21 protein-coding genes and 1 pseudogene are annotated in these 17,472 nt (G+C 71.4%); 16 read left to right on the top strand and 6 right to left on the bottom strand.

Annotated elements, in window-relative coordinates; all coding sequences use genetic code 11:
* Positions 1-126 precede the first annotated feature (126 nt).
* The 10 genes from ABS735_RS24625 to ABS735_RS24580 all read left to right on the top strand — a co-directional run bounded on the left by ABS735_RS24625 (position 127) and on the right by ABS735_RS24580 (position 5,563).
* Complete coding sequence (locus ABS735_RS24625; protein WP_373900390.1) at positions 127-492, top strand: gas vesicle protein GvpO; 366 nt, start codon at positions 127-129, stop codon at positions 490-492.
* An 83-nt stretch (positions 493-575) separates the two neighbouring features.
* Entirely contained in the window at positions 576-1,013 is a 438-nt protein-coding gene (locus ABS735_RS24620; protein WP_030178468.1) for a gas vesicle structural protein GvpA, read from the top strand.
* Positions 1,010-1,783 (top strand): GvpL/GvpF family gas vesicle protein, encoded by a 774-nt coding sequence (locus ABS735_RS24615; RefSeq protein ID WP_373900391.1) that lies wholly within the window; start codon positions 1,010-1,012, stop codon positions 1,781-1,783. The genes ABS735_RS24620 and ABS735_RS24615 overlap by 4 nt, the downstream gene beginning before the upstream one ends.
* 4 nt (positions 1,784-1,787) lie before the next feature.
* Complete coding sequence (locus ABS735_RS24610) at positions 1,788-2,051, top strand: gas vesicle protein GvpG (RefSeq protein WP_127894903.1); 264 nt, start codon at positions 1,788-1,790, stop codon at positions 2,049-2,051.
* Entirely contained in the window at positions 2,048-2,719 is a 672-nt protein-coding gene (locus tag ABS735_RS24605; protein WP_373900393.1) for a DNA primase, read from the top strand. Before ABS735_RS24610 ends, ABS735_RS24605 begins: the two co-directional genes overlap by 4 nt.
* Entirely contained in the window at positions 2,716-3,924 is a 1,209-nt protein-coding gene (locus tag ABS735_RS24600; protein ID WP_373900394.1) for an SRPBCC family protein, read from the top strand. The genes ABS735_RS24605 and ABS735_RS24600 overlap by 4 nt, the downstream gene beginning before the upstream one ends.
* On the top strand, positions 3,921-4,247 hold the full coding sequence (locus tag ABS735_RS24595) for a gas vesicle protein (protein ID WP_007445598.1): 327 nt from the start codon (positions 3,921-3,923) through the stop codon (positions 4,245-4,247). The genes ABS735_RS24600 and ABS735_RS24595 overlap by 4 nt, the downstream gene beginning before the upstream one ends.
* On the top strand, positions 4,244-5,077 hold the full coding sequence (locus tag ABS735_RS24590; RefSeq protein WP_373900395.1) for a GvpL/GvpF family gas vesicle protein: 834 nt from the start codon (positions 4,244-4,246) through the stop codon (positions 5,075-5,077). Before ABS735_RS24595 ends, ABS735_RS24590 begins: the two co-directional genes overlap by 4 nt.
* Entirely contained in the window at positions 5,074-5,256 is a 183-nt protein-coding gene (locus ABS735_RS24585) for a gas vesicle protein (protein ID WP_003972471.1), read from the top strand. Before ABS735_RS24590 ends, ABS735_RS24585 begins: the two co-directional genes overlap by 4 nt.
* A gap of 1 nt (position 5,257) precedes the next feature.
* Positions 5,258-5,563 (top strand): gas vesicle protein K, encoded by a 306-nt coding sequence (locus tag ABS735_RS24580; RefSeq protein ID WP_373900396.1) that lies wholly within the window; start codon positions 5,258-5,260, stop codon positions 5,561-5,563.
* Between the two features lie 62 nt (positions 5,564-5,625).
* Here the strand turns inward: ABS735_RS24580 and ABS735_RS24575 are convergent, their stop codons facing one another.
* From ABS735_RS24575 to ABS735_RS24565, 3 genes are all read right to left on the bottom strand, one after another.
* On the bottom strand, positions 5,626-5,796 hold the full coding sequence (locus ABS735_RS24575; protein WP_373900397.1) for a hydrophobic protein: 171 nt from the start codon (positions 5,794-5,796) through the stop codon (positions 5,626-5,628).
* 55 nt (positions 5,797-5,851) lie between these two features.
* Complete coding sequence (locus ABS735_RS24570; protein ID WP_373900398.1) at positions 5,852-6,673, bottom strand: class I SAM-dependent methyltransferase; 822 nt, start codon at positions 6,671-6,673, stop codon at positions 5,852-5,854.
* Positions 6,674-6,833: 160 nt separating this feature from the next.
* A complete protein-coding gene (locus ABS735_RS24565) occupies positions 6,834-8,339 on the bottom strand; it encodes a bifunctional phosphatase PAP2/diacylglycerol kinase family protein (protein ID WP_373900399.1) in 1,506 nt (501 codons plus the stop codon).
* Positions 8,340-8,455: 116 nt separating this feature from the next.
* On the opposite strand from ABS735_RS24565, the gene ABS735_RS24560 reads away from it, so the two are divergent.
* Positions 8,456-10,075 carry an ABC-F family ATP-binding cassette domain-containing protein gene (locus ABS735_RS24560; RefSeq protein ID WP_373900400.1) on the top strand — a complete coding sequence of 540 codons (1,620 nt, stop codon included), beginning with the start codon at positions 8,456-8,458 and terminating at the stop codon, positions 10,073-10,075.
* Between the two features lie 12 nt (positions 10,076-10,087).
* On the opposite strand, the gene ABS735_RS24555 is transcribed toward ABS735_RS24560, so the two are convergent.
* Positions 10,088-11,209, bottom strand: a complete 1,122-nt coding sequence (locus ABS735_RS24555; protein ID WP_373900401.1) for a baeRF2 domain-containing protein — start codon at positions 11,207-11,209, stop codon at positions 10,088-10,090.
* A 62-nt stretch (positions 11,210-11,271) separates the two neighbouring features.
* Between ABS735_RS24555 and ABS735_RS24550 the strand changes: the two genes are divergently transcribed.
* A complete protein-coding gene (locus ABS735_RS24550) occupies positions 11,272-11,553 on the top strand; it encodes a DUF6158 family protein (protein WP_373900402.1) in 282 nt (93 codons plus the stop codon).
* Positions 11,554-11,622: 69 nt separating this feature from the next.
* On the opposite strand, the gene ABS735_RS24545 is transcribed toward ABS735_RS24550, so the two are convergent.
* Together ABS735_RS24545 and ABS735_RS24540 are read right to left on the bottom strand one after the other, a co-directional pair.
* Entirely contained in the window at positions 11,623-12,165 is a 543-nt protein-coding gene (locus tag ABS735_RS24545; RefSeq protein WP_373900403.1) for a type 1 glutamine amidotransferase domain-containing protein, read from the bottom strand.
* A gap of 20 nt (positions 12,166-12,185) precedes the next feature.
* On the bottom strand, positions 12,186-12,584 hold the full coding sequence (locus ABS735_RS24540; protein ID WP_373900404.1) for a DUF2795 domain-containing protein: 399 nt from the start codon (positions 12,582-12,584) through the stop codon (positions 12,186-12,188).
* A 221-nt stretch (positions 12,585-12,805) separates the two neighbouring features.
* On the opposite strand from ABS735_RS24540, the gene ABS735_RS24535 reads away from it, so the two are divergent.
* From ABS735_RS24535 to ABS735_RS24520, 4 genes and pseudogenes are all read left to right on the top strand, one after another.
* Positions 12,806-15,196, top strand: a complete 2,391-nt coding sequence (locus ABS735_RS24535) for an ATP-binding cassette domain-containing protein (RefSeq protein WP_373900405.1) — start codon at positions 12,806-12,808, stop codon at positions 15,194-15,196.
* A gap of 67 nt (positions 15,197-15,263) precedes the next feature.
* Positions 15,264-15,683 (top strand): annotated as a pseudogene (locus ABS735_RS24530) (helix-turn-helix transcriptional regulator); the annotation flags it as partial.
* A gap of 158 nt (positions 15,684-15,841) precedes the next feature.
* Positions 15,842-16,258, top strand: coding sequence for a VOC family protein (locus ABS735_RS24525; RefSeq protein WP_373900406.1), 417 nt, complete (start codon positions 15,842-15,844; stop codon positions 16,256-16,258).
* A gap of 290 nt (positions 16,259-16,548) precedes the next feature.
* Complete coding sequence (locus tag ABS735_RS24520; RefSeq protein WP_373900407.1) at positions 16,549-17,349, top strand: RNA polymerase sigma factor SigF; 801 nt, start codon at positions 16,549-16,551, stop codon at positions 17,347-17,349.
* The last annotated feature ends 123 nt before the right edge of the window (positions 17,350-17,472 follow it).

Raw genomic sequence — 17,472 nt, 5'->3', positions numbered from 1 at the left:
CCCTCAGCGGCTGAACACCCGTGCGGCTGAGCACCCCCCGTGAGGCTGAGCACCCCCCGCGCGGCACGGTGCGGCCTGACGAGGTTTGGCGAACACACATGCGGCCACCCGAGTGACGAGGTGGCCATGACCAACACCAAGAAGACGCCCGAATCGCAAGACTCGCACCAGAGTTCACGCGAGTCGCATGACTCACACGAGTCACACACACCACAGGAGTCGCGTCGTCCCAAGCCTATGGAGGTTCTGCGCGAGGCGCGAGCCCAGTTGGCGGAGCTCACCGGTATGACCGCCGAGTCCGTGTCGTCCTTCGAGCAGACGGAGGAGGGCTGGGCGCTGGAGGTCGAGGTCCTGGAGCTGGAGCGGGTGCCCGACACCATGAGCCTGATGGCGAGCTACCAGGTGGAACTGGACGCCGAGGGGCAGCTCACGGGCTATCGGCGCGTGCGGCGCTACGAGCGCGGTCGGGCCGACTCCCGCGGCAGCCGCTAGGCCGTGGACGAGACAGACAAGACGATCGAGACAGACAAGACGATCAAGACAGATAAGACGGACTAGACGGAGGAATAGCTGGCATGACTGTCGTACCGGCACAACAGACCGGCGGCGGAGGCGGCAGCAGCGGCCTTTACGACGTGCTTGAGCTTGTTCTGGACAGGGGGCTCGTCATCGACGCATTCGTGCGTGTCTCCCTGGTCGGCATCGAGATCCTGAAGATCGACGTCCGTGTCGTCGTCGCCAGCGTGGACACCTATCTGCGCTTCGCCGAGGCATGCAACCGGCTCGACCTGGAGGCCGGCCCGCGCAAGGACCCGGGGCTGCCCGACCTGGTCGGCGAGATGACCGAGTCCGGCGCCCGCGGCAAGTCCAAGGGGGCGCTGTCCGGCGCCGCCGAGACCATCTCCGACGCGTTCAAGCAGGCCCGTGACGAGGGCGGCTCCGAGCGCGAGACCTCATCGCGTCCGCGCGCCCGCAAGGCCGCGCCCTCGCGCCGGAAGGAGGAGCAGGAGTGAGTACGTACGTCTACGGCATCACCGCCGCCGCGCATCCCTCGCTCCCCGAGGGCACGGGCGGAGTCGGTGACCCGCCGCGCGAGGTGCGGATCCTCAAGGAGGGCGACCTGGCGGCCGTCGTCAGCGACGCGCCCGAGGGACTGCGCCCCAAGCGCAGGGAACTGCTCGCCCACCAGAATGTGCTGAGCGAGGTCGGCGCGGACGGCTGTGTGCTGCCCATGCGCTTCGGCAGCGTCGCCCCGGACGACAAGGCGGTCACCGGGGTGCTCGCCGAGCGTGCCGAACACTACGCGGAACGTCTGGGGGCGCTGGACGGCCGGGTCGAGTACAACATCAAGGCCACCCACGTCGAAGAGGCCGTGCTGCACCACGTGATGGCCCAGAACCCCGAGATCCGCGCCCTCGCGGAGTCCAACAGGCAGGCGGGGGGCGGAACGTACGAGACGAAGATCCGGCTCGGCGAGATGGTCGCGGCCGCGGTCAAGGGCAAGGAGGCCGAGGACGCCACCACGCTGGAACGCGCCCTGGAACCGGCCGCCGACGCCGTGAGCGTGGGTCCCGAGTCCACCGGCTGGCTGGCCAACGTCTCGTTCCTGGTCAAGCGGGAGGCGGCTGACGAGTTCCTGGCCGCCGTCGAGCGGGCCCGCGGCCGGATGCCGCACCTGGAGGTCCGCGTGAACGGCCCGCTGCCGCCGTACAGCTTCGTCGAGCCCGGCCCCGCCGAGCCCGCGGGCACGGCGGCCGGCGGGGTGGACGCCGGAGTGGGGTGACGTCATGGGACTGATCTCGGAGGTCCTGCTGCTGCCGTTCGCACCGGTGCGCGGCAGCGCCTGGGCCATCAGACAGGTGCTGGACGAGGCCGAGCGGATCTACTACGACCCCGCCACGGTACGGGCCGAACTTGCCCGCTTGGAAGAGCAGTTGGAGGCCGGCGAGATCACCGAGGAGGAGTTCGACCGACAGGAGGACGAGCTTCTGGACCGGCTGGAGATCGCTACGCGCACAAGCGCGGGATTGGGCAACGGGACGGCACCATGAATCGAGTGGGACTGGGCCTCGCGGTAGGGGCCGGCTATCTGCTGGGACGCACGAAGAAACTGAAACTCGCGGTCGCCGTGGGCACCATGGTGGCCGGCAAGAAGATGAACCTGACCCCGAAGGGCATCGCCGAACTGGTCTCCGGGCAACTGCAGAACAACCCCCAGTTCAAGGAGATAGGGGACCAGCTGCGCACTGACCTGCGGGGCGTGGGCAAGGCGGCCTCGGGCGCCATGGTCGAGCGACAGATCGACGCGCTGGCCGACCGGCTGCACGGACGCACCGCCGAGGTGCGCGACCAGCTCTCCGGCGTGGCGTCCAAGGCGCCCGGCGTCGGATCCGACGACTCCCACGACTCCGAGGCCTCGGAGGACTCGGAGCAGGACGCGGAGCACGAGGAACAGCAGGACCAGCAGGAACAGCAGGACCAGCAGGGCGAGCAGGACCAGCAGGGCCAACAGGACGAGCGGCGTGCGCCTCGGCGCGAGCGGCCCGCGAAGAAGGCTCCGCCCGAGGCGCGGAAGACCGCGAAGCAGGCGCCCGCCAAGAAGGCCGCCGCCAAGGCCCCCGCGAAGAAGGCGGCGGCGAAGCGCGCCCAGCCCGCCAAGAAGGCGGTCGGCAAGAAGACCGCCGGTGCCCGGCGCTCGAAGGACGGTGGTGAGCGATGAGCGACACCGCAGGCTCCGCGGCCTCCACGGCAGGAAAGGCCGCCAAGAAGAACCCGCTGACCGACGTGGCGCAGAGCGAGGCGGCCGACCGCCTCAAGTCCGAGGTGCAGGACTACCTCGCCGCCCAGGCCACTCGGCTGCTGACCGGCTTCGGCACCAAGCTCGGCGAGACCACCGGCAAGCTCAACGACATCGCCGAGGGCAACAGCCCCGGATTCGGCAAGCTCGCCCTCGACGGCGGACGCAAGCTCGCCGAGGGCAAGGGCCCGATGCGGGCCGCCCTCGAGGTCGGCGCCGGCAAGGTGAAGGACAACGTGGTCGGTGCCTTCAAGAACCTCACCGGCGGCAAGGGCGGGAAGAAGGGCGGCGGCGGTCAGAAGCCGACGGTCATCATCGAGTACGTCGACGTCGGCGTACCGCTGCGCACGGCCTACGACCAGTGGACCCAGTACCAGGACTTCAGCACCTTCGCCAAGGGCGTCAAGAGCGCGAACCGCGCCGACGACACGGCCTCCGACTGGCAGCTGAAGGTCTTCTGGTCCAACCGCAGCTGGAAGGCGACGACCACCGAGCAGGTGCCCGACGACCGGATCTCCTGGACGTCGGAGGGCGCCAAGGGCTCCACCAAGGGAGTCGTCAGCTTCCACGAGCTGGCCCACAATCTGACCCGCGTGGTCCTGGTCATCGAGTACTACCCGAAGGGCCTGTTCGAGAAGACCGGCAACATCTGGCGCGCCCAGGGCCGCCGGGCCCGGCTCGACCTGAAGAATTACGTCCGCCACATCACCCTCAAGGGCGAGGCCGACGACGGCTGGCGCGGCGAGATCCGCGACGGCGAGGTTGTCCGCAGCCACGAGGACGCGGTCGCGGAGGAGGAAGAGCAGCAGGAGCAGGACCGGGAGCAAGGACAGGAGTCCGAGGGCGAGGCGGACACCGAGGGCGAGCAGGAGCCCGAGGGTGAGCAGGAGTCCGAAGGTGAGCAGGAGTCCGAGGGCGAGTACGAGGAAGAGCCCGAGGGCGGGGACGAGTACGAAGAAGAGCCCGAGGGCGAGTACGAGGAAGCGCCGGAGGGCGAGCCCGAGGAGGGGTACGAGGAGGAACCGGAGGGCGAGTACGAGGAACCCGAGGCGGACAAGGAAGCCGGGGAGGACGAGTACGCGCCCCGTGAGGAGTACGAGGACGCCGAGGGCGGGAGCCGTCGATGACCACCCCCAGCCGGCTGCCCGATCCCTACGGCCAGGGACAGAGCGCCAACCTCGCCGACATCCTGGAGCGGGTGCTCGACAAGGGTGTCGTCATCGCGGGCGACATAAAGATCAACCTGCTCGACATCGAGTTGCTGACCATCAAGCTGCGGCTCGTCGTCGCCTCCGTCGACAAGGCCAAGGAGATGGGCATCGACTGGTGGGAAAGCGACCCCGCACTGTCCTCGCGCGCCCGGCAGGACGAACTCACCCGGGAGAACGCGGCGCTGCGCGAACGCCTGCGTGAGCTGGACCCGGGCCGCGTACCGAGGGAGGCGCCGTGACCGGACTGCGCTACGTCTACGCCGTCTGCCGCCCGTTCGACGCGGCCCTCCAGGCCCAGCTCACGGGGGTGGCGGGCGACCCGCCCCGGCTGCTGCCGCACGGCGACCTGGTCGCCGTCGTCAGCCATGTGCCCGAGGCCGACTTCAGCGAGGAGGCGCTGCGCGACCACTTGGAGGACCTGGACTGGCTGACCGCCACCGCACGCGCGCACCAGCAGGTCGTCGACGCGCTCACCGCCGTGACCACCCCGCTGCCGCTCCGGCTGGCCACCGTCTTCCGGGACGACAGCGGCGTACGCGTGATGCTGCAGGAGCGTGAGGCGGCCTTCCGGCGCACGCTCGACCGGCTGGACGGGCGGGTGGAGTGGGGCGTGAAGGTGTACGTCGAAACGGAGCAGGCGGAGCAGGCGGAGCAGGCGGGGACCGAACGGCCGGCCGCATCGGCCCGGCCCGCACCGAAGCCCGTCTCGGGCCGGGACTACCTGCGGCAGCGGCGCCGGCAGTCCCGGGCGAACGAAGACCAATGGAGCAGGGCCGAGGAGTTCGCCACGGGTCTGCACACGGCGCTGTCCGGCCGGGCCGACGACGCGCGGCTCCACGCGCCGCAGAATCCGCGCCTTTCCGGGGCCGCCGGACGGAACGTCCTCAATGCCGCCTATCTGGTGGGCCGCGACGCATCCGAGGAATTCGTCGAAATGGTGGACCGCACGAAGGACGACGCCCCCGGAATTCGCGTGGAACTCACCGGACCATGGGCGGCCTATTCCTTCGCCGGAGACGAGACCGGTGGGGGAGAGACCGCCGGAGAGAAAGCGGGGGAGGAATCGTGACCGTCGTGGAGCGCCGTGAGATCGCGCTCGTGGACCTGCTCGACCGGCTGCTCGCCGGCGGAGTCGTCATCACCGGCGACGTCACGCTGCGCATCGCGGACGTCGACCTGGTCCGCATCGACCTGAACGCGCTGATCAGCTCGGTCAACCGCAACGTTCCCTCACCGTTCGGGGACTGACGTGAGCGAACATCCCGGACCCCCCGAGCCCCGCAAGCGCCGCCTCGACCTCGAACCGGACACGGTCGAGCGCGACCTGGTCAAACTGGTGCTGACGGTCGTCGAGCTGCTGCGCCAGCTCATGGAACGCCAGGCGCTGCGCCGCGTCGACGAGGGCGACCTGAGTGAGGATCAGGAGGAGCGGATCGGGCTCACCCTGATGCTCCTCGACGACCGCATGACCGAACTGCGCGACCGCTACGGACTGCGGCCCGAGGACCTGAACCTGGACCTCGGGCCGCTGGGACCGCTACTGCCCCGGGAGTGAGATCTCCCGGGGCAGCAGCCTCGTCACCTGTCGTTCGTCATCTGTTGTCCGTCACCGGTGGTTCACCACCGGTACCAGCGGCCCCTGCCGCCGCCGGTCTTCGTCCCGCGGGCCAGGAAACCCAGCAGCCACAGGACCAGGACCGCCAGGGCGATCCACCAGAGAACCTTCACCGCGAATCCGAAACCGAAAAGGACGATCGCGAGAAGCAGTACGAGCAGAAGCGGAACCATAATGTTTGAACCTCCTGCCGTACTGGTTTCCCGAAATTCGCCGAACAGGCGTCGGTCATGCTTTCTTTCGGCACAGAATCTCTCCGTGCAGGACGCTGAACCAGCTTTCAGGCCGCTTTCCCCACTCCCGCCAGGCCGCCGAGACGGCGCGCAGTTCCTCCGGGGTCGCATGGCCGCCGTCGGTGGCGCGTTCCGCGTACGCCGACGCCAGGGTGCGGTCCGCCCACAGACCGCTCCACCACTCCCGCTCCTCGGGCGTGGCGAAGGTCCAGGTGGCCGAGGTCGCCGTGATGTCGGTGAACCCGGCCTCGAGCGCCCAGGCCTTCAGCCGGCGCCCGGCGTCCGGCTCGCCCCCGTTGGCGCGGGCCACCCGGCGGTACAGGTCCAGCCAGTCGTCCATGCCGGGGGAGGCGGGGAACCACGTCATGGCGCCGTAGTCGGAGTCACGGACGGCGATGATGCCGTTCGGCCGGGCGACCCTCTTCATCTCACGCAGCGCCCGCACCGGGTCGCCCACGTGCTGGAGCACCTGATGGGCGTGGACGACGCAGAAGGTGTCGTCCGGGTAGTCCAGCGCGTGCACGTCCGCGACCGCGAAGTCGGTGTTGCCCAGCCCGCGCTCGGCGGCCGTGGCCCGGGCCCGCTCCACGATCTCCGGAGCCCGGTCCACGCCGGTGACGTGGCCGTCCGGGACCAGTTCCGCCAGGTCCGCGGTGATGGTGCCGGGTCCGCAGCCGATGTCCAGGACCCGCATGTGCGGCCGCAGGGATCCGAGCAGGTAGGCGGCGGAGTTCTCGGCGGTGCGCCAGGTGTGCGAGCGGAGCACGGACTCGTGGTGCCCGTGCGTGTAGACGGCGGTCTCATGCGGCTTCGGCATGGTGGATCCCCTCTCCCGACAGTGTGATCACGGTACGCCCGTCAGCCGCATGGTGAGATGGGTGTATCGCTATATGGACCGACGGTACGTCAGGATCGTCGGGAGAGCGGGTGGAGGGCCGGCAGAGTCGGCAGAGCCAGCAGAGTCGGCAGAGTCGGCGTCAGGGCAGCAGTCCGCCGCCGGGCAGCGGCCGGTACACCGTGAGCGCCTCGGGCAGCTTCTCCAGCGTCAGGTCGCCCTCGGTCTCCGTCAGCTCACCGTCGAACGCCATCAGCGTGCCCGGCGCGACCCCCGACAGGCGCAGCCGGGGCACCTGCACCGCCGCGTGGGCGGGGGAGCGGGTCAGCGGTCCAGCGATGGCCGCCGAGAGCAGCCGCAGGGCCGGCCGGCGGCCCCCGTGCACCACCCGCACGTCCAACTGGCCGTCCGCCAGGTCGAGTCGGCGGCCCGAGGCGAGACCCCGGCGGTGGTACGTGCCGTTGCCCGCGAACAGCATCCACAGCGGCCGCCTGCGGCCCCGCACCTCGGCCTCCAGCGGGTGCCGGTCGGCACGCAGCACCCGCACGGCCGCCAGCACCCCGGCCGGCCAGCCGCCTATCCGGGGCGACCAGCGCTCCCGCTCGTTCACCAGCTCCGGGTACGCCCCGAGGCTGAAGGTGTTCAGGAAGACGCCGCGCCGCCCGCCGGAAGCGAATCGGCCCACGTCCACCCGCACTCCTTCGCCCCGCTCCAGCGCCCCGCACAGGTCCCTTACGTCCTCCACGCCCAGGTCGTAGGCGAAGTGGTTGAGCGTGCCGCCGGGCAGTACCGCGAGGGGCAGCCCGTGGCGGAGCGCGATCTCGGCCGCGGCGTTCACGGTGCCGTCGCCGCCGCACACGCCGAGCACGCGGGCGTGGCCGGCCGCCTTCTCGAGCTCGGCCCGGACGTCCCCCGGCTCGCACTCCACGACCTCGGCGTCGGGCAGCGCGTCGCACAGGGCCCGCACCCGGTCCGAGGTGCCCGAGCCGACGTTGGCGACCATGACGAGACCCTCGCCGCCGGGCAGCGCGGGCACCTCCGCACGCGGCCGGGCCGGCGGGGTGTGCTGGGCCCGCGTCGGCACCATCCCCCGTACGGCGAACGCGGCCCCCGCCCCGAGCGCCGCACCGGCCAGTACGTCGCTGGGGAAGTGGACGCCGGTGTAGACCCGGGACAGGGCGACCGCGGCGGCCACCGGGGCCACGGCCGCACCCCACGCCGGGGACTCCAGCGCGACGCCGGTCGCGAACGCGGCGGCCGACGCGGCGTGTCCGGACGGGAAGGACGTCGTGATCGGCTGCCGCTTCAGCTGCCGCACCAGCGGCACCGGGTCCAGGACCGGCCGGGGCCGGCGCACCGAGCGCTTGCCGAGGGTGTTGATCGTCAGCGAGGCCAGGCTCAGCGAGGCCAGGCCCCGGGCGGCGGCGCGCCGGGCCCTCGGGGTACGCGACGCCGCCAGCGCGGCCCCCGCCGCGAACCACAGCACCCCGTGGTTGGCACTGCGGCTCAACCGGGGCAGCAGGGGATCGGCGCCGGGCCAGGTGCGGGCGGCGACGGCCTCGAACACCCGCTGGTCCAGCCGCAGGAAGCCGTTGCGGAGGGGATGCGGGCCGGGCGTGGGGGCGGTGAGGTCTACGTCGGGGCTCATGGGTCCCGCCTACCCTGCGGACGGAGTTTCCTGCCGGTGGTCCGCGCCACGTACCCTCGGCGGGCGGCCGAAAACGGTTTGCCCGAAGCACGGCCGGAGCTGCAGAATCCGGTCCCATGGGTCACCTCGAAGCCGCGCACCTGGAGTACTGCCTCCCCGACGGGAGGACACTCCTCGGCGACGTCTCCTTCCGGGTGGGGGAGGGGGCCGTCGTGTCCCTCGTCGGACCCAACGGCGCGGGCAAGACCACCCTGCTGCGCCTGCTGGCCGGCGAGCTGAAGCCGCACGGCGGCTCCGTCACCGTCACCGGCGGCCTCGGCGTCATGCGCCAGTTCGTCGGCTCCGTACGGGACGAGACGACCGTGCGCGACCTGCTGGTGTCCGTGGCACAGCCCCGGATCCGCGAGGCCGCCCGCGCCGTCGACGCCGCCGAACACGCGATCATGACGGTCGACGACGAGGCCGCCCAGCTGACGTACGCGCAGGCACTCGCCGACTGGGCCGAGGCGCGCGGGTACGAGGCCGAGACCCTGTGGGACATCTGCACCACCGCCGCGCTCGGGATGCCGTACGAGAAGGCTCAGTGGCGGCAGGTGGGCACGCTCTCCGGGGGCGAGCAGAAACGCCTGGTCCTGGAGGCGCTGCTGCGCGGCACCGACGAGGTGCTGCTGCTCGACGAGCCGGACAACTACCTCGACGTACCCGGCAAGCGCTGGCTGGAGGAGCGGCTCGCCGAGACCCGCAAGACCGTCCTGTTCGTCTCCCACGACCGGGAACTGCTCGCCCGCGCCGCCCAGAAGATCGTCTCCGTCGAACCCGGCCCCGCGGGCGCCGACGCCTGGGTGCACGGCGGCGGTTTCGACACCTTCCACGAGGCCCGCCGCGAACGCTTCGCCCGCTTCGAGGAACTGCGCCGCCGCTGGGACGAGAAGCACGCGCAGCTGAAGAAGCTGGTGCTGGCGCTGCGTCAGGCCGCCGAGAACAGCCCCGACATGGCGTCCCGCTACCGGGCCGCCCAGACCAGGCTGCGCAAGTTCGAGGAGGCCGGACCGCCGCCCGAGCCGCCGCGCGAGCAGGACATCAGGATGCGCCTGAAGGGCGGCCGCACCGGCGTCCGCGCCGTCACCTGCGAGCAACTGGAACTCACGGGGCTGATGAAACCCTTCGACCTGGAGGTCTTCTACGGCGAACGGGTCGCCGTCCTCGGCTCCAACGGCTCCGGCAAGTCGCACTTCCTGCGGCTGCTGGCCGGCGACGACGTGGCGCACACCGGGAACTGGAAACTCGGGGCGCGCGTGGTGCCCGGCCACTTCGCGCAGACCCACGCCCACCCCGAGCTGCTGGGCCGCACCCTCCTGGACATCCTGTGGACCGAGCACTCCCAGGACCGGGGCGCCGCCATGTCCCGGCTGCGCCGCTACGAGCTGACCCAGCAGGCCGAGCAGTCCTTCGACCGGCTCTCCGGCGGTCAGCAGGCCCGCTTCCAAATCCTGCTGCTCGAACTCCAGGGCGTCACCGCCCTGCTCCTCGACGAGCCCACCGACAACCTCGACCTGGAATCGGCCGAAGCCCTCCAGGAGGGCCTGGAGGGCTTCGAGGGCACGGTCCTCGCGGTCACCCACGACCGCTGGTTCGCCCGCTCCTTCGACCGGTACCTGGTCTTCGGCAGCGACGGGCGGGTGCGCGAGACGCCGGAGCCGGTCTGGGACGAACGGCGGGTGGAGCGGGCGCGCTGACGTCCGCGGAGATCACTTCCAGCGCAGCAGCGCCCCGAGGCCGCCCACCGGCGCCTTGTCGGCGGTCTCCGGCGGCAGCACCGGCGTCACCGAGATCGCCGGGGCGCCGGTCATCACCGCCGAGCGCAGCAGGGCGTCGTCCGCCCGCGCCGACCAGGAGTTCTGCTCGCCGAGCGTCTTCAGCTCGGTACGGCGCACCGCCACCTGGTCGGCGTCCTCGCCGATCCACACCTCGCGGTGCGTGTCGGGGGCGTCCGGGATGACCAGCAGTTCGTCGATGCGGTGCTCCCGGGCGGCCTCGACCAGCGCGGGCACGCCCTCCGCCGCGCCGGACCGGCCCTCGTCGTCCGGTGACCGGGCGGCCAGGAACCGGTCCAGGTCCTCCCGGGCGCGGCTGCGGACGTGGTCCTCGCGCAGCCCCTCCACCTCGTCGTCCAGCAGCCTGCTGCCGGCGCCGCGGGAGGCCTCGGCGACGCGCTCCTGGAGACGCGAGGGCAGCCGCTCGTGCACCGAGCGCCGCTCCCGGTCGTCGCCCACCAGGATCAGCAGGTCGGCGCCCGTCTCCTCCTGGCACACCGCGAGCGCGTCCGCGATCTCCGCCGCGTTGTGCTCCCAGGTGTTCTCCACCCGGAGCTGGAAGTGACGCTCCGACCAGTCCACGCTGCTCGTGCGGTGCACCGGCCACTGCCGGCCGGTGACGCCGCCCGCGTCGGAGCTGCCCAGCGCACTGCGCAGCTCGAAGTCGGCGCCCTTGCGGTCGATGTACGCCACCACGCACACCGGGTCCTCGCCGGCCAGATCGAGCAGCGGCGTGACGTGCGGCAGCGGGGCCCAGTCGGCGGTGGTCCCGCCGTACGGGGGCCGGGCCAGCGGCGGATCGAGGATCACCTGCCCGGCACACGCGAACAGAGCCCGTCCGTGCGGGTCGGTGGCGTGCCGCAGTCCGGCGACCGCCTCCCGCACCGCCTGGCAGGTGGCGTCGTCGGCGCCCTGCTCCGCCAGCTCCCGGGCCACCGCGGCGGCCGTCAGCTCGCGCTCGTGGGGGGTGTCCTCCGTGTGCCGGGAGAGGTCGACGTAGACGGAGGCCCAGGGCCCCTGATGTTCGTAGAGGGGGTGCAGAAACGCGAGATCCATGTGGCTGCCCTCCCGGGTGCCGCTCGGGGGTGGTAGTGCTCCGGGGCGGGTACCCGGGACGCATGAACGAACACGACACGCGGGACGACACCATGACCGGAGTGGACCCGGGCCGCCTGGACGACCAGCAGCTGATGAAAGAGCTGGAGACCATCCACCGCACGCGCCACGACACCCTCCTGTACGGCTCGAACGACGCGCTGCGGGCCCACAACGACCGCATGGCCCGGCTGGAGGGCGAGTGGCTGCGCCGCAATCCACGGCGCCCGGTGGCCCCGGGCCGCACCCGTGAGGGCGCCCGGGAACGCGGCGGCTGCGGCCAGACCGCCACGCCCGGTGGCTGAACGTGACGGCGGGCCACCGGCAATCCATCGCCGATGGCCCGTCCGCCGTTCCGTCAGTCGCCCGTTCCGTCAGCCGCCCGCCTTGGCGAACTCCGCGAGGTAGGTCTCGCAGAACGCCTTGAGGTCGTCCGGCTTGCGGCTGGTGATCAGCGTGTTGCCGCCCGCGTCGCAGACCTTGACCTGTTCGTCGACCCAGGTGGCGCCCGCGTTGCGCAGGTCGGTCTGCAGGCTGGGCCACGAGGTCAGGGTCCGGCCGCGGACGACGTCCGCCTCGACGAGCGTCCACGGTGCGTGGCAGATGGCGGCCACCGGCCGGCCCTGCTCGAAGAAGTCCCTGACGAACGCCACGGCCTTCTCGTCCGTCCGCAGGAAGTCGGGGTTGGCCACCCCGCCGGGCAGGACGAGACCGCCGAAGGAGTCGGCGGACGTGTCGCCCACCACCTCGTCGACCGGGAACGTGTCCGCCTTGTCGAGGTGGTTGAAGCCCTGGATCTCGCCGGACTGCGTGGAGACGAGCACGGGGTCGTGACCCGCGTCCTTCGCCGCCTTCCACGGCTCGGTCAGTTCGACCTGTTCCACGCCCTCGGGCGCGGTGAGAAATGCGATGCGCATGGAGTTCCGATTCCCTTCCTTCACGTACCGGACGGACCGGACCGGCCGCTCTCGGTGAGGGCCACCGCCAGCTCCTGGACGTTCTCGTATCGCGCCTTGTCCGGCAGTCGGTCCAGCCCCTCGACGAGGGCGTCCGGCGCGTTGCCGCGGCGCAGTGCGCGGGTCAGTTCCCGCGGTCCCGCGGGGAAGCTGCCCCGCGTCAGGTTCCGGGCCAGCTCGAGCCGCAGGGCCTCCAGGTACGTCGGTCCACGGCCCGGTGTCACGGGTCCGTACATGACGTCCGGATCGTCCTCGGCGGCCGGCTCCGGGTCGTTCCACTCCTCGCTGCGGGTGGGGTGCCCGGACCTGAGCAGACCCTGCAGTTCATGCTTCATTTCGTCGTCGCGGTGGACGCTCATCCGGTCGCTGCCTCGCTGCATGTCTCCCTCCACATCCTCAGGGGGTGCGGACCGCGTACCCGGACGCCGGGGGCCGACACGGATTCACCCGGACGGGTCCGTTCCGATTTCCGGCGGATCAGTGATCGAGTTTCCGACGGATCAGTAATCGAGAAGCGCGGGCCGTCGTGCCCCCTCTAGCGTGTGACCACCGAGGCACTGAGGGCGTCACCTTCACCGAGCCCCCGACAGATGGAGACACGATGAGCAGCGCCAGGAGGCCGGGCACGCGGGAGCCCGGATCGCACGTCGCCGACAGCCACGACCTGATCCGTGTGCACGGCGCCCGCGAGAACAACCTCAAGGACGTCAGCATCGAGATCCCCAAGCGGCGGCTGACGGTGTTCACCGGTGTCTCCGGTTCGGGCAAGAGCTCGCTGGTGTTCAACACGATCGCCGCCGAGTCGCAGCGGCTGATCAACGAGACCTACAGCGCCTTCGTCCAGGGCTTCATGCCCACGCTCGCGCGGCCCGAGGTGGACGTCCTGGACGGCCTCACCACCGCGATCATCGTGGACCAGCAGCGGATGGGCGCCGACCCCCGCTCCACCGTCGGCACCGCCACCGACGTCAACGCGATGCTGCGCATCCTCTTCAGCCGCCTCGGCGAGCCGCACATCGGCCCGCCCAGCGCGTACTCCTTCAACACCGCCTCGGTCCGGGCCAGCGGCGCGATCACCGTCGAGCGGGGCAACAAGAAGGCGGTGAAGGCGACCTTCCAGCGCACCGGCGGCATGTGCACCCAGTGCGAGGGCCGCGGCACCGTCTCCGACATCGACCTCACCCAGCTCTACGACGACTCCAAGTCGCTCGCCGAGGGCGCCTTCACCATCCCCGGCTGGAAGTCGGACAGCCAGTGGACCGTGCAGGTCTACGCCCAGTCCGGCTTCGTCGATCCGGACAAGCCCATCCGCGACTACACCGACAAGGAGCTGCGCGACTTCCTCTACGGCGAGCCGGTCAAGGTCAAGGTCAACGGCGTCAACCTCACCTACGAAGGTCTCATCCCGAAGATCCAGAAGTCCTTCCTGTCCAAGGACAAGGAGGCGATGCAACCGCACATCCGGGCGTTCGTGGAGCGGGCCGTCACCTTCACCACCTGCCCCGAGTGCGAGGGCACCCGGCTCAGCGAGGGCGCCCGCTCGTCGAAGATCGGGAAGATCAGCATCGCCGACGCCTGTGCGATGGAGATCCGGGACCTGGCCGAGTGGGTCCGCGACCTCGACGAGCCGTCGGTGGCGCCGCTGCTCACCGCGCTGCGGGACACCCTCGAGTCCTTCGTGGAGATCGGCCTCGGCTACCTCTCCCTCGACCGGCCCGCGGGCACCCTGTCCGGAGGTGAGGCACAGCGCGTCAAGATGATCCGGCACCTCGGCTCGTCGCTCACCGACACCACGTACGTCTTCGACGAGCCCACCGTCGGACTGCACCCCCACGACATCCAGCGGATGAACGACCTGCTGCTGCGCCTGCGGGACAAGGGCAACACCGTCCTCGTCGTCGAGCACAAGCCGGAGGCCATCGCGATCGCCGACCACGTGGTCGACCTCGGCCCCGGCGCCGGCACCGCGGGCGGCACCGTCTGCTTCGAGGGGACCGTCGAGGAGCTGCGGGCCGCCGACACCGTCACCGGCCGCCACCTCGACGACCGGGCCGTCCTCAAGGAGTCGGTCCGCAAGCCCACCGGAGCCCTCGAGATCCGCGGCGCGAACACGCACAACCTCCAGGACGTCGACGTCGACGTCCCGCTCGGCGTGCTCTGCGTGGTCACCGGCGTGGCGGGCTCCGGCAAGAGTTCCCTGATCCACGGCTCGGTCCCGGCCGGCGCCGACGTCGTCTCGGTCGACCAGAGCCCCATCAAGGGCTCGCGGCGCAGCAACCCGGCGACGTACACCGGACTGCTCGACCCGATCCGCAAGGCCTTCGCCAAGGCCAACGGCGTGAAGCCGGCCCTGTTCAGCGCCAACTCCGAGGGCGCCTGCCCCACCTGCAACGGCGCCGGTGTCATCTACACCGACCTCGCGATGATGGCCGGCGTCGCCACCCCCTGCGAGGACTGCGAGGGCAAGCGGTTCCAGCCCGCCGTGCTGGAGTACCGTTTCGGCGGCCGGGACATCAGCGAGGTGCTCGCGATGTCGGTGGACCGGGCCGAGGAGTTCTTCGGCGCCGGGGACGCGCGCCTGCCCGCCGCGCACAAGATCCTCGAGCGGCTCGACGACGTCGGCCTCGGCTACCTCACCCTGGGCCAGCCGCTCACCACCCTCTCCGGCGGCGAGCGGCAGCGGCTCAAGCTGGCCACCCACATGGGCGAGAAGGGCGGCGTGTACGTCCTCGACGAGCCCACCACCGGCCTGCACCTCGCCGACGTCGAGCAACTGCTCGGCCTGCTCGACCGCCTCGTCGACGCCGGGAAGTCCGTCGTCGTCATCGAGCACCACCAGGCCGTCATGGCGCACGCCGACTGGATCATCGACCTCGGTCCCGGTGCGGGTCACGACGGCGGCCGGATCGTCTTCGAGGGCACCCCCGCCGACCTCGTCGCCGACCGCTCCACCCTCACCGGCGAGCACCTCGCCGCCTACGTCGGCGCCTGAGGGCGGCAGCGGCCCACGGCGCCGGAACCGCTACCGGTGGTGTCCGGCGCTGTGGGATCGTGGTCGGGTGACGACGCTGGAGGATCTGGCCCGGCTGCGCCGGGCCCGCGACCTGATGGACCGCGAGTACGCCGAGCCGCTCGACGTACCGGCCCTGGCGCGCGTCGCCCTCATGTCGGCGGGCCACTTCTCCCGCAGCTTCCGCGCCGCCTACGGGGAGACGCCGTACAGCTACCTCATGACGCGCCGCATCGAGCGCGCCAAGGCGCTGCTGCGGCGCGGAGACATGAGCGTCACCGAGGTCTGCTTCGCGGTCGGCTGTACCTCGCTGGGGTCGTTCAGTTCGCGGTTCACCGAACTGGTCGGCGAGAGCCCGAGCGCCTACCGGGACCGCGACCACTCCGACGGCGCCGCCGTCCCGGCCTGCGTCGCCAAGGTCTGCACCCGGCCGGTCAGGAACGGGGCGTCGGGCCGCAGCGGCGAGCCGGGCACGAGCGGCGAGCCGGTCAGGAATGGCGAGCCGGTCAGGAACGGCGAGTCCGTCAGGAACGGCGAGTCCGTCAGGAATGGCGAGTCCGTCAGGAACGGCGAGTCCGTCAGGAACGGAGAAGCGACGCCCGCGTCACCGCCCGTAGCGTGACGCACATGGACATCAGCCTCTCGCAGTGCTTCATAGCCGTCGACGACCACGACAAGGCGCTCGCCTTCTACCGGGACGCGCTCGGCATGGAGGTCCGCAACGACGTCGGGTTCGAAGGGATGCGCTGGGTGACCGTCGGCTTCCCGGCCCAGCCCGACGTGGACATCGTGCTCGAACCTCCGCTCGCGGACCCCAACGCGTCGGCCACCGACAAGGAAGCCATGGCCGAGCTCCTGGCCAAGGGCCACCTGCGCGGCGTCATCCTCGCCACCGACGACGTCGACGCCACCTTCGAGCACATTCGCGCCGCGGGCGCCGAAGTCCTCCAGGAGCCCGTCGACCAGCCCTACGGCGTCCGCGACTGCGCCTTCCGCGACCCGGCCGGCAACATGCTGCGCTTCAACCAGCCGCGCAAGGGCTGAAAACCCGGGTGTTTGCCGTGGGAGGCAGGGGGCAGGCGCAAGTTCAGTGCTTCGGACAGGAGGCACGTCCGTGGGAGCGGCGCGACGCCGCCACGGATGCGTCCGAGCGGGGCCGGACGCCCTCCCACGGTGACCGCCCGACCCAAGGGCCGCGTCGTCGTACCGGTGCCGCCCGCATCGCGAGCCGGAGGCCGTCCGGATCCCGGTCGCCTCCCGTGCGGGCCGCGCCGACCGGACTGCCGTCCGGCGCGACGGCGGGACCCCGCGCTCCGAGGGAGTTGCGACGCACCATGCCGATCCACGCCAGTGTGAAGCACCCGCACGACGACGCCCCCGACACAGCCGACGCGTTCCGTCGGCTCGCCACCCTTCCCGACGGTCCCGAGCGTGACGCGGTCCGTGACCGGATCGTCGAGGCATGGCTGCCCATGGCCGAACGGCTGGCGGGACGGTTCCGCAGCCGCGGCGAGAGCTACGAGGACCTGCGCCAGGTCGCGGCCCTCGGCCTCGTCAAGGCCGTCGACCGGTACGACCCCGAGCGCGGCAACGCCTTCGAGAGCTACGCCGTGCCGACCATCACCGGCGAGATCAAGCGCCACTTCCGCGACCACATGTGGACCCTGCACGTACCGCGCCGGGTCCAGGAACTGCGCAACCGCGTGCGCTTCGCCGGCCAGGACCTGTCCCAGAGCATCTCGGGCCGCAGGCCCACCGTCACCGAGATCGCCGAGCACACCGACCTGAGCGAGGAGGACGTCCGGATCGGTCTCGAGGCCCTGGAGAGCTTCACGGCCCTGTCCCTGGACGCCGAGCTCCCGGGCAGCGAGGACGGCTACTCGCTGGGCGACGCGCTCGGCGCTCCCGACCCGGCCCTCGACACGGTCGTCGACCGCGAGGCCGTCAAGGACCGGCTGGCCGCCCTGCCCCCGCGTGAACGCGCCATCCTCTACATGCGCTTCTTCGACGACATGACGCAGAGCCGCATCGCCGAACAACTCGGCATCTCCCAGATGCACGTCTCCCGGCTGATCACCCGCTGCTGCGACCGGGTGCGGGAGCAGGTCATGCGGGACCCGGGTCCGGGGGCGTGAAACCTCGGGCTCACCCGCCCGGGCGCTCCGTTCGCGCGAACGGCGCACGGTGACGAGCGTCCACCCACCCGGCGGGCTGTGATGGCCGAGGGGCACGAGTGCCGTGCCCCCGCAGCCGTCGCT

This window comes from Streptomyces sp. MMCC 100, from assembly GCF_041538145.2.
GTDB lineage: Bacteria > Actinomycetota > Actinomycetes > Streptomycetales > Streptomycetaceae > Streptomyces.
The sequence above is the reverse complement of the archived record's forward strand: the minus strand, read 5'-3'. Positions and strand labels throughout refer to the sequence as shown.

Bases quoted from the DNA above. Each gene is read 5' to 3' on its own strand.
- ABS735_RS24560 (WP_373900400.1), top strand. From the start codon at position 8,456: ATGGGTCACCTCGAAGCCGCGCACCTGGAGTACTGCCTCCCCGACGGG.
- ABS735_RS24570 (WP_373900398.1), bottom strand. From the start codon at position 6,673: ATGCCGAAGCCGCATGAGACCGCCGTCTACACGCACGGGCACCACGAG.
- ABS735_RS24605 (WP_373900393.1), top strand. From the start codon at position 2,048: ATGAATCGAGTGGGACTGGGCCTCGCGGTAGGGGCCGGCTATCTGCTG.
- ABS735_RS24550 (WP_373900402.1), top strand. From the start codon at position 11,272: ATGAACGAACACGACACGCGGGACGACACCATGACCGGAGTGGACCCG.
- ABS735_RS24610 (WP_127894903.1), top strand. From the start codon at position 1,788: ATGGGACTGATCTCGGAGGTCCTGCTGCTGCCGTTCGCACCGGTGCGC.
- ABS735_RS24620 (WP_030178468.1), top strand. From the start codon at position 576: ATGACTGTCGTACCGGCACAACAGACCGGCGGCGGAGGCGGCAGCAGC.
- ABS735_RS24545 (WP_373900403.1), bottom strand. From the start codon at position 12,165: ATGCGCATCGCATTTCTCACCGCGCCCGAGGGCGTGGAACAGGTCGAA.
- ABS735_RS24625 (WP_373900390.1), top strand. From the start codon at position 127: ATGACCAACACCAAGAAGACGCCCGAATCGCAAGACTCGCACCAGAGT.
- ABS735_RS24600 (WP_373900394.1), top strand. From the start codon at position 2,716: ATGAGCGACACCGCAGGCTCCGCGGCCTCCACGGCAGGAAAGGCCGCC.
- ABS735_RS24575 (WP_373900397.1), bottom strand. From the start codon at position 5,796: ATGGTTCCGCTTCTGCTCGTACTGCTTCTCGCGATCGTCCTTTTCGGT.
- ABS735_RS24525 (WP_373900406.1), top strand. From the start codon at position 15,842: ATGGACATCAGCCTCTCGCAGTGCTTCATAGCCGTCGACGACCACGAC.
- ABS735_RS24565 (WP_373900399.1), bottom strand. From the start codon at position 8,339: ATGAGCCCCGACGTAGACCTCACCGCCCCCACGCCCGGCCCGCATCCC.
- ABS735_RS24555 (WP_373900401.1), bottom strand. From the start codon at position 11,209: ATGGATCTCGCGTTTCTGCACCCCCTCTACGAACATCAGGGGCCCTGG.
- ABS735_RS24520 (WP_373900407.1), top strand. From the start codon at position 16,549: ATGCCGATCCACGCCAGTGTGAAGCACCCGCACGACGACGCCCCCGAC.
- ABS735_RS24595 (WP_007445598.1), top strand. From the start codon at position 3,921: ATGACCACCCCCAGCCGGCTGCCCGATCCCTACGGCCAGGGACAGAGC.
- ABS735_RS24535 (WP_373900405.1), top strand. From the start codon at position 12,806: ATGAGCAGCGCCAGGAGGCCGGGCACGCGGGAGCCCGGATCGCACGTC.
- ABS735_RS24540 (WP_373900404.1), bottom strand. From the start codon at position 12,584: ATGCAGCGAGGCAGCGACCGGATGAGCGTCCACCGCGACGACGAAATG.